General features: G+C 72.2%; 6 protein-coding genes. All 6 read right to left on the bottom strand.

The window, feature by feature from the left end; all coding sequences use genetic code 11:
- Positions 1–151: 151 nt before the first annotated feature.
- Entirely contained in the window at positions 152–2,116 is a 1,965-nt protein-coding gene (locus tag ABZT17_RS30340) for an ATP-binding protein (protein ID WP_356353385.1), read from the bottom strand.
- A complete protein-coding gene (locus ABZT17_RS30335; protein WP_356353383.1) occupies positions 2,113–2,748 on the bottom strand; it encodes a DUF4255 domain-containing protein in 636 nt (211 codons plus the stop codon). Before ABZT17_RS30335 ends, ABZT17_RS30340 begins: the two co-directional genes overlap by 4 nt.
- Positions 2,745–3,374 (bottom strand): response regulator transcription factor, encoded by a 630-nt coding sequence (locus tag ABZT17_RS30330; RefSeq protein WP_356353381.1) that lies wholly within the window; start codon positions 3,372–3,374, stop codon positions 2,745–2,747. Before ABZT17_RS30330 ends, ABZT17_RS30335 begins: the two co-directional genes overlap by 4 nt.
- A gap of 73 nt (positions 3,375–3,447) precedes the next feature.
- Positions 3,448–4,029 (bottom strand): hypothetical protein, encoded by a 582-nt coding sequence (locus ABZT17_RS30325; protein ID WP_356353379.1) that lies wholly within the window; start codon positions 4,027–4,029, stop codon positions 3,448–3,450.
- Between the two features lie 237 nt (positions 4,030–4,266).
- Positions 4,267–7,404 (bottom strand): BTAD domain-containing putative transcriptional regulator, encoded by a 3,138-nt coding sequence (locus tag ABZT17_RS30320; protein ID WP_356353377.1) that lies wholly within the window; start codon positions 7,402–7,404, stop codon positions 4,267–4,269.
- Positions 7,405–7,743: 339 nt separating this feature from the next.
- Positions 7,744–10,650 (bottom strand): BTAD domain-containing putative transcriptional regulator, encoded by a 2,907-nt coding sequence (locus ABZT17_RS30315; protein ID WP_356353375.1) that lies wholly within the window; start codon positions 10,648–10,650, stop codon positions 7,744–7,746.
- Between the last annotated feature and the right edge of the window lie 7 nt (positions 10,651–10,657).

The following is a 10,657-nucleotide window of genomic DNA, read 5'->3' as shown; positions in this document are numbered from 1 at the left end:
GCCGATCCCCTGTGTAGCGCCGGCGGGCCCGCCGCAGGGTGTCGGGGTGTGGGCGGGTGGGGGGGGCGGGGCCGACATGGTGTCGGCCCGGCCCGCCGGACGTCGGATCCTGCTCCTGGTTCTCCAGGTCGTCAGTTCCTTCTCCTGGTCCCTACAGGTCGTCCCGGCCGACCACCAGCCGCCCCGCCTTCCGGTACTCCCGGACCGCGCCGGTCAGCAGGTCGTCCGTCGTGACGCGACCGCCCCGGCCCGCCGCGGCGTACGCGGCGGTGATCACCGCGCCCCGGATCGAGCCGCCGGCCAGCACGAAGTCCCGCGCGCACGGGCCGGGATCGGCGTCGTCGGCGCAGGGCACCCCCGCCAGGCTCTGCCGCCACAGGGCGAGCCGCTGGTCGACGTCGGGGAAGGGGAAGTCGACCACCAGGTCGAGGCGGCGGGTGAAGGCGTCGTCGATGTTCGCACGGAGGTTGGTGGTGAGCACCGCGATCCCGTCGAAGGACTCCAGGCGCTGCAACAGATAGGCGCTCTCCAGGTTGGCGTAGCGGTCGCTCGCCTCCTTCACCTCCGAGCGCTTGCCGAACACCGCGTCGGCCTCGTCGAAGAGGAGCACGGCGTCGGTGCGGTCCGCGTCGGCGAAGATCCGTTCCAGGTTCTTCTCCGTCTCGCCGACGTACTTGTCGACGACGGCGGACAGGTCCACCACGTACAGGTCCACGCCCAGTTCTCCGGCGACGACCTCTGCCGCGAGCGTCTTCCCGGTACCGGACTCCCCGGCGAACAGGGCGACCACCCCGTGACCGCGTCCGCCGCCGGTCCGCAGCCCCCACTGCCCCAGCACGCGCTCGCGCTGCCGGGCCCGGACCACCAGTTCCTCCAACTGCTCGCGCGGGCGCGCGGGCAGCACCAGGTCCGCCCAGCCGACCGCGGGAGTCACCCGCCGTGCGTGCCGGTCCAGGGCGGGCGCGGACTGCTGCCGGGCGCCCCGTTGTAGGTGGGCGGCGGTCAGCGGCCCGCCCTCCAACTCGGCGAGCGTCCGGGCGGTCCTGGCCGCGCGACGGATCTGCTCCGGGGCGAGGCGGTACGGAGCCACGGCTGCCGGGAGGTCGAACTCCGGGGCCTCTCCGCTCAGTTGGGCCGCCCAGAGCGGCCCGGTGTCCGCCGCGCCGGGAGGCATGTCGAGGCAGAGCACGTCACCGGCGGCGGACCAGCGGGGGTCAAAGGGTTGTGTGCCGAACAGCACCACGGGTACGGCACCGGACGACTCCAGTGCCCGTACCAGTGCACCTGCCTTCTCCGTCTCCTCCGGCAACGGCCCTGCCACGACCCCCGCCCCGCGCAACCGCGCCTCCCTCAGCAGTACGGGCACCAGATGCCGGTCCCCGAACGCCGGGTCGTACCGCAGTACCGGAAGGCCCGCCGCCCTCAGCACCTCCACCGCCGTCCCGGACTCCGCTCCGCGCCCCCTCAGGTGGACCACGGCGGGCCGGGCGGCGAGCAGAGCCCCGAGCCGGGACGCGAACGGTCCCGTGGGCTCCCCCACCGTCAACAGCTCGACCGCGCCCAGCAGTTCACCATCCAGACCCTCATCCCCCAGCAGATGCGCGATCACTCGCTCCGGAACACGCAACTCCCGCCCCGGCAGCGGCCGTTCGGCATCCTCCAGGGCCAGCAGGCCGGAAGCCGTCAGTGGTGCCCCCGGATGGAACCGGGCCCGCGCGGCCCAGTCGTGCGGTGCGAGCCCGGCCAGGTCGAGGGCGAGGGCCACGCTGGCGCGGCGGCGCCCGACGTCGTCGTTGAGGTAGCCGTACAGCGGCTCGAAGTCCCGGTCCACGTCGGGCGCGAGGGCGGCGAGAAGGATGTGGGTGTCGAGACGCGTGAGCCCGAAACGTGCGGCCGTCTCCGCCAGAGCGTCGTCCGCCACGGCTTCCCCGTACGCGTCGTCGAGTCGTACGGGAATCCGTTCGCGCCCCTCCAACAGGTGCTCCACCCGCTCGGGGGACACGAACAACCCGCGCAGCGGATCCCCCGCCGACGGATCCCCGCCACTGCGCGCCTCGACCAGGGCACTCACCCGTTCCCGCAGCAGCGCGAGGCGCTTCAGCAGGGCGTCGCTCACCGGTGCTCCCGTCGCCGTGCGGGCGTCGGCGAAGTGCCGCCGGGATCGTGGCTGTTCGCGATGTCGCGCACTTGGGCGACCGTCGGCTCCAGTACCGGCGGCGCCACCTTGTAGTCCGGTGAGACCGGCACCGGCGCGACCACCACGACCTCCAGCGACGGCTTGAGCTCGCCGCCGAGCGCCGACCAGATGTCGGCGATGGAGCGGGACTCCGCCGGCGGCACCCCGACCGTGAGCGGAATCGCCGCACCCAGCACGAGCAGGGTGCTGCCCTCCAGGTGTTCGGCGGGCAGGACTTCGTAGGGCAGCAGCCCGGCCAGTACGGCGGACAGCAGCCGGTGTTCGTCCTCCGTGCGCTTGGTCCACGCCGTGACCAGGTACGACAGCCGGAACCAGCGCGGCGGCTGGCGGCGTTCCCGTACCGCCCCGTCCGCGTCGCGCAGTGCCATCGCACCGCGCTCCCGGCGGGCCACCTCCTCGCGGATGTCGTAGAGGTACGCGTCCACGGTGGGCGTGTTGCGGCGGGCGGCCCAGTCGCGGGTGGGCGCGTCGAAGACGACCTCCGCCACGCCTCCAGGCAGCGCCTGGGCGCTGAGGAGCCGCCGTAGGGCCTCGTCGATCTCGTGGATCACAGGTATCCCTCCCGCAGCGCGAACGCCACCGCGTGGGCCCGGTTGCGCAACTGCATCCGGGTCATCAGGCCGTGCAGGATGTTCTTCACGGTGCGCTCCGAGTAGGCGAGCTTCCCCGCGATCTGTCGGTTCTCCAGCCCCTCGGCCACGAACCGCAGTACCTCCACCTCGCGGTCGGCGAGCCCGGTGACCGAGGTCACCACGGGACTGCCCGAGCCGTGCCGTCCGAGTTGCACGAGGAGCCGGTTGAGCAGGTCGGGCGGGACCTCGCTGTCGCCGCGCGCGGCGGACCGTACGGCCTGCTCCAACCGGTCGCCGGTGGCCTGGTGCCGCCATACGAAGGTGTGCACTCCGCAGGCGACCGCGGTCAGCAACTCCCGTTCGCGCAGGCCGTCCACGACCAGTACGACCTGTCGGGACTCGCCGCGGACCAGGCGGCGCAGGGCCGCGGCGCCCGGCGCGTCGACCCGGTCGGCGAGCACGACCGCCACGGAGCGGTGGCCGGCGGTCCCCACGGACCGTTCCACGACCTCGATGTCCGGGCGGCCCCGCAGGCAGCTGGTGACTCCGGCACGCGACAGCGGGTCGTCGGCGTGCACGGTCACGGTGATCGGCTTCGTCGTCATGTTTGTCTCCCCCCCCGTGTGGCGCGGGCCCGGGACTCGGCATTCGCCTGAGCCCCGGGCCCGGCCGGACTCGTCAGTAGCTGCTGTCCTTGGCCTTGTAGCCGTCGGGCGCCACGGCGAACCAGGTGCCGCCTACGCCCTCGCCGCTGGTCTCGCCCGCCGCGGTGTCCTTGGAGAACCGGTAGACGGGCCAGCCGCCGATGGTCACCTGGTTGGTGCCGTCGGCCCGCTGGACCGTGGAGATCTTGTCCCGGTCCAGACCCTGGAACACGATCTTGTCGTTGGCGAGGACCGGCGGCCAGGTCACCGCGCAGGCGTCCACACAGGTCGCCTTGGACGGGTTGGCGGAGTCCGGGTCGAACCGGTAGAGCGTGAAGCCCTCACCGTCCACGACGGTCTTGCCCAGCTTGTCGTTGTGGCCGAGCTGCACGGTGGCGGGCCAGTAGCCGCCCGACGGATTCGTCGACTGCGAGGGCTGCGCGGCCCCCGCCGCCTGCCCGGCGGTCGACCCGCTCGCGGCACCGCTGGGTGCGGCGGCGGCCGGCAGGGAGGCCGACGGAGCCGCGGCCGGGCTGTCGGAACCGCCGCACCCGGAGAGCAGTAGGACGCCGCCGAGCGCCGCCACCATGCCGAGAGATGCGTAAGAACGCGTCATTGCTTTTCCCCTGTTGTTGGTTCATGTGCTGGAGGGCGTGTCGCACGCCTTGGAGGCCGCACTGCGGTTGCCCGCGCACGGAGACACCGGGCGGGAACGCACGGCACTCACGGGCGTGCCGTGCCGGGCGGTTACGGCGTGTGCCAGGTTAGGGAGATCCCCTTGACGATCAGTGGGAAAGTGATGAATCGCCGACTGGATTCCTTGTGGATTCCGCGTCGTCGGTGCGGGACCCGGTCATGGGCCGACAGGCTCCTCAAGCTCTTTCAGGAACCTTTCGGCACGGTCGGCGAACAGGTGCGCCCCCCGCTCCGTGGACAGCTCCCGAGCCTTCTCGGCGGCAGTCCGGACGACCGCGACGGGTTCCCCGAGGGCCTGTAGCAACCGCGCCCGCAGCAGCAGGAGCAGGCCCTCCGGGTACCGCTGGCCAAGGCTGTCGAGGAACAGGTCGGCCTGGTCGAGGGCGGCGGCGGCCTCGTCCAGCTCCCCGCCCGCCAACCACATCTCGCCGAGCAGCCCGTACCAGGTGGCGACGCAAGAACGCGGCGGGTCGAGGAGGTTGGCCGTGATGATCCGCCGCGCGTCCGCCGCGGCACCGGCCGGATCGTTGCCGGTCATGGCCTGCGCCCAGCACCGGGCCAGCCGCTGGTAGGTGCCGAGGAAGACGAACGAGAAGCCCGGGTCCACGGCGATCCCCCGCTCCGCCCCGTGCAGCGCCTGAACGGGGTCACCGACCACGGAGGCGATCCTCGCCGCCATGGTGGCCCACACCGTGATCATGTACGGATCATCGCCCGCCGCGTCCTGCAGCACATCGAGCAGATCCCGCGCCGCCGTGACGTCACCGTGCATCGCGGTGATCTCCGCGAGCAGACCGGTCATGAGCAACTGCAGGTCGTGGCGGACCGGATCCTCCGCGCGCCGGGCGAGGTCGAGGACCATGGGCCTGGACCGGCTGAGGTACCGGAATGCCTCGCCGACTCTGCCGACGTGCCACTCGTGAATGCCCCAGGCGTGCAGGCCACAAGCGAGCACGAACGGGTCGCAGGACGCCTCACCCTGGTCCAGCAAACGGCGCGCGAGCGGACCGCTGCGGTCGAGATCGGCGGCCTGGGCGTGCGCGGCCCAGCGGGAGTAGAGGAAACCGGTGGCCTCCGCCTCCCGGCCGAGGCGGCGGGCCAGGTGCTCGGCGCGCTCCAGCAGATCGAGCGCCGAGAAGCCGTACATCGACCGCATCCCGACCACCGCGGTGAGCTGCGAGAGGGCGGTCAGCTCCAGTTCCGTGAGATCCGCCGTCCGTGCCACCCGCGCGGCCGACCGCAGTTGGCGCTCGGCGCTGTCCAGCGCGGATTTGCCCGCCGCGCGCCCGCCCGCGCGCACCAGCGCGGCCGCGGTGCGGGCCGGCTCGGCGAGCGGGCCCGCGGCCCACAGGTGGTGGGCGAGACGCTCGGCGACGGACTCACCGTCGGGGTCGGTGTTGTCCAGGGCATCGGAGACCCGCAGGTGCACTCGGATTGCCCACGACGGCGGTGTTGTGGCGGAGACCGCCTCCCGGACCAGGTCGTGCGCGAACCTGAACGAGAACGGATTGTCCGGCCCGGACTCAAGCATGCCGAGGGCTGTCACGGGCTCTAGGCGGTCGAGGCAGCTCTCGATGTCGAGGCCGGCAACATGGGCGAGCAGGCCGACTTCGACGTCGCGGCCGATGAGTGCGGCGATCCGCAGCAGTTCCCTGGCGTCGCCGTCGAGACCGGCCATCCGGTCGAGGACGACGTCCCGCACGGTGGCCGGCACCCCGGCCCTGGCCGTGGCGGGGTCGGTGAGTTCGCCGCCGGCGGCGAGCAGTCGCGTCAGTTCCAGGACGAAGAAGGGGTTGCCGGCGGTGCGGGCGTAGATACTGCCGGCAGCGCCGGGGCCGGTGGTCCGGCCGGTTTCACGGCGGACCAGTTCGGCCACGTCGTCCCGGTTGAGCGGGCCGAGCCGGAAGCGGCGATGGCCGGGCACCCGGCTGACCGCGGCGAGCATCCGGGACAGCTCCGAGCCGGGTGCCGGCGCACGGTCGCGCAGCGCGCCGAGGATCACGGTGCCGGCCGGCAGCCGGGCCGCCACGTGCTCGAACAACTGGAGCGAGGTACCGTCCGCCCACTGGAGATCATCGATCACGAGTACCACCGGTCGCTGGGCCGACGCCTGGCCCAGGACGGCGACGACCCGCTCGAACAGACGGAACCGGAAGCCGTTGTCCGGCAGCATCGGTGCGGCGAGGACGTCACCGCGCGGCTCGACGAGGCGGCCGAGATCGTCGTCGAGCCACTTCTCCCGGGCCGAGGAGGACAGACCGTCGAGGACCGTGCCGATCGCCTGCACCCAGGGACACATCGAGGGCGTCCCATCACCGTCGAGACAGCGGCCCCGGACGACGAGGGCCCCGCGCCGGTCCGCCTCGGCGGTGATCTCCTCCAACAGGCGGGTCTTGCCCACCCCCGGCTCACCTTCGACGACGCCGATGGCCGTGCCGTCGGTGAACGCCCGTTCCATGGTCCGCCGCAGCATCGAGAGTTCCTCGGCCCGGCCGACCATGCTGTCGGGCGAACTCTCCTGCGCACAACCGCAGTTACTGTTCGTCCCGGTCGTGGCCGTCGACGGCGCGGTCTGCGTCAGCACGCGCCGGTGTGCGTCCTGCAACACCGGACCGGGGTCGATACCGAGGTCTTCGGCGAGGCGGGCGCGGACCGTGCCGAACACCGACAGCGCCTCCGCCTGCCGCCCGGCGGCGGCAAGGGCACGGATGAGGGCGGCCTGGACGGGTTCGTGCAGAGGCGCCATCGACGCGGCCAGGTACAACGCGGGGAGTACCCGCTCCGGCTGGGCCAGCGACACCGCGAGTTCGGTCGCCGCCACGCACGCGTCGTGGAACTCGGCGTCGAGGGCGGCGAAGATCGGTACCACGGTGGGCCCGTGGGTCAGGCCGTCACCTGCGGGACCGTGCCAAAGGCCGAGCGCCTCCACGTAGTTGTCGAGCGCGGCGTCGTGGCGTTGCCGCGCCGAGTCGGCCTGGGCCGTCGCCACCCGCTCGCGGAAGGCGACCAGGTCGAGCGTCCCGGAGCCGGCGGTGAACAGGTAGCCGTTGCCGCGGCGGTGGAGGTACGTGCCGGTTTCCCGGGCGGGGAGTCCGGGTTCGAGCAGACGTCGTAGGGCGCCGACGTACTTGTGGATGATGTTGAGGGCGCTGGCCGGGACATCGTCGTCCCACATCAGGCCGATCAGCTCGCCGGTGCTGACGGGTCTGCCCGCGCGGGCGAGAAGCAGCGCGAGCAGGTGAGCCTGTTGACGCGGACCCGGGTCCAGTTCGACACCGGCGTGCCAGAGCCCCAACGGACCGAGGATCCTCAGGCGCAGCGAGACGTCATGTCTCCGCCGATCGTCGACGGATGGGATGGAACGAATTTCAACAGACATGCTCATAGCCCCCGAAAGCACCGATACGGATTCTTCACCGCGTGCGGAGAGAGCCGCCGATTCCCATGAACGGCGGCTCGGCTCCACAAACGCGTCCAAGGCATTGGTCGTTCAGATCGAACGCGTAGGCCCCGCAGTCCGATCAAGACAACCGGAACGGTGTCTACAGTCCGTTGACGGATCGTTGACTTCCGCATCAACGCGTGTCCCGCGATACCGGCCGGAAGGGACACGGCCTTCCGAACAGGGCGCCGACTACGAGTCGGTGGGCGCCACGTCCGCCTCCACCGGATCACCCGACTCGTCTAGTTGACGCAGTCTGGTGCGCAGGGGCTCGGCATCGGCGTGGCCGATCCGATCCAGGATGTCCAGCCCCTCGGCCCACGCCGCACGGGCCGCCTCCGGGTCGGCGGCGCTCAGGTGGGTGTCTCCGAGACGCGTGAGCGTGCCTGCCGTCACCAAGGGGGAGTCGACCCACCGGTAGAGATCGAGGGCGTTGCGATAGGCGGTGACGGCCTGCTCGTACTGAGCGAGGTGGTGGTGGGCGTGGCCGATGCTGTCCCAGGTGACCGCCGCCCCGGCGTCGTCCCCGAGTTCCTGGAACAAGGCCAGCGCCTGATGGCAGTGGTCAAGGGCCTCCTGGTGCTGCCCGAGCAATGACTGGCACCAGCCGACCACGTTGAGGGCGGACGCCGTCGTCGTCCGCCCACGGTTGCCGTCGCCACCATGGCCGTCATCAACCAAGGTGAGCGCGAGGTGTTGCCGCGCGGCGCCGAGCGCCGCTTCCGGATCGCCCTGCCGCTCCTCCACCCAGGTCAGCGTGAAGTAGCCCTCTGCGCAGGCTCTTATGTCGCCCGATTCGGTGAACAGTTCGATGGCTCGTCCGACATGAGCGCGTGCCTCGTCGACGCGGCCCATGTCCGCGGTGGAGAAGGCGAGAAGGCGAAGGACGTGGGCCTCGGCTGCCCGGTCGCCCAGCCGGCGCGCCGCCTCCAGGGCGGTTAGGTGTACGGCCTCGTGCTCCCGCAACAGACCCAACCGGTGCAGATGGCTGGCCACGGCCCAGGCGAGTTGCCAGGCGTGGGCGTCGTGTCGGTGGGTGGCGGCCTGTTCGACGCCGGCGAGCAGTACCGCCTTCTCGGCGGTGAACCAGGCCACCGCCTTCGCGACGTCACCGTCGAAATCCTCTGCGCGCACCCCCTCGGCCGCGGGGGCCAGGGAGATCAGTAGCCGGTCAGGGGAGGTCAACGCGAGCGCCTCACGGGCGGTGTGCAGGTAGTGGTCGAACATCCGGTGCCGGGCCGCGCGCGCCTCCCGGGGCGGGTCGACGGTCTCGGCCAGTTCGGTGGCGTAGGCGCGCAGCAGGTCGTGCGCGGCGTAACGGCCTGGGACGGGTTCGTCGATCAGATGGGCCTGGATGAGCTCGGCCAGCAGCCGTCGGGTGTGCGGGATGGTGAGTCCGGCCAGACTGGCTGCTGCGGGCAGGGTGACGTCGGGGCCGGGGTGCAGGCCGAGCAGTCGGAACAGGCGAGCGGCATCGGTGGTGAGGGCGTGATACGACCAGGAGAAGACGGCGCGTACGTCGGCCGCGGCGTCACCGTCGTGGAACGCGTCGAGGCCGTCGGCGCTGTCGCGCAGTTCGGTGGCGATCGCCGAGAGGGGGAGGGCGGACCGGATCGCCGCGCGGGCGGCGGTGACCGCCAGGGCCAGCGGCAGTCGTCCGCACCGGGCGATGATCTCCGCGACCGCGTCCGGTTCGGCGGCGACCCGGCCCTGCCCGAGGCGCCGGATGAGCAGGGCGCGGGCTTCCGGCTCGGAGAGCACGTCGAGTTGGAGGGGGTGGGCGCCGTCCACGGCGACCAGCCCGGCGAGCCGGTCGCGGCTGGTGACGATGACCAGGCAACCGGGCGCCCCCGGCAGCAGCGGCCGCACCTGCGCGGCATCGCGGGCGTTGTCCAGCAGCACCAGCATGCGCTTGCCGGTGACCAGGGTCCGGTACCGTGCCGCGAGCGCGTCCACGTCCTGCGGCAGACCGCGCCCGTCGGCGCCCAGCGACTCCAGCAGCGTGCGCAGTGCGCGTTCCGGCGTGACCGGCGGACCGGCCGGGTCGAAGCCCCGCAGATTCAGATACAACTGGCCGTCCGGGAAGCGGTCGGCGACCTCTCGGGCCCAGCGCACCGCGAAGGTGGTCTTGCCGACGCCCGCCATGCCCGCGATGGCGCTGACCACCACCGCGCCGCCCGAAGGCAGTCCGGCCACCTCGGCCAGTTCGGCATCTCGGCCGACGAACACCGCCAGGCCGGCGGGCAGTTGGGACGGGACGCCAGGACCCTGGGCAGGTACGGGCGTGGGGGTCCGGGCAGGCACGGCTGCCGCCTCGACCGTGGTCGGCGGAGCGAGGAGCGTGGCGTCGGCCCGCAGCACGCGCTGGTACATCGCCTGTAGTGCCGGGCCCGGATCGACTCCCAACTCGCCCACGAGCAGCGTCCGCGCCTCGCGGTAGGCGGCGAGGGCCGCCGCCTGCCGCCCCGACCGGTACAGCGCGAGCATGAGCAACTCCCGGAACCGCTCGTCCAACGGGTGCTCAGTGACCAGCCCGGTCAGTTCCGCGACGGCCTCCGTAGGGACACCGACGTCGAGTTCGGCCGTGATGCGGGCCGCTTCCGCGGACAGGCGCAGCTCACCGAGCCGTTGACGCTGGGTCTGCGCGTAGTCACCCCGGACACCGGCCAGCGCCGTTCCCCGCCACAGACCGAGCGCGTCCCGCAGGTGCTCGACGGCTCCCTTGGTGTCTCCCGCATGTCGTGCCCGCTCCGCTCGGGCGACCAGCCCTCGGAAGGCGCCGAGGTCCAACTCTTCGGGTGAGACACGAAGTTGATAGCCGTCGCCCTTGGAACGAAGCACGGACGACGAGGTGTTCCCGGCCGGCTCCAGCGCTCTCCGCAGCCGGTGCACGTACGTCCGCAGGATGCCGGGCGCGGAGGCCGGCGCCCTCGCCCCCCACACCGCGTCGATCAGCCCGCTCGCCGACACCTGCGAACCCTCCGCCAGCAGCAGCGCGGCCAGCACCGCCCGCTGCTGGGGCGCACCGAGTTCGATCTCGTCCTCGCCCCGCCACGCCCTGACCGGGCCCAGCACCGAGAACCGTAACCGCGCTTCCAACCGACTT

Origin of the sequence: Streptomyces sp. NPDC005648, assembly GCF_040605395.1 — a bacterium.
Classification (GTDB): Bacteria; Actinomycetota; Actinomycetes; order Streptomycetales; family Streptomycetaceae; genus Streptomyces.
The sequence above is the reverse complement of the archived record's forward strand: the minus strand, read 5'-3'. Positions and strand labels throughout refer to the sequence as shown.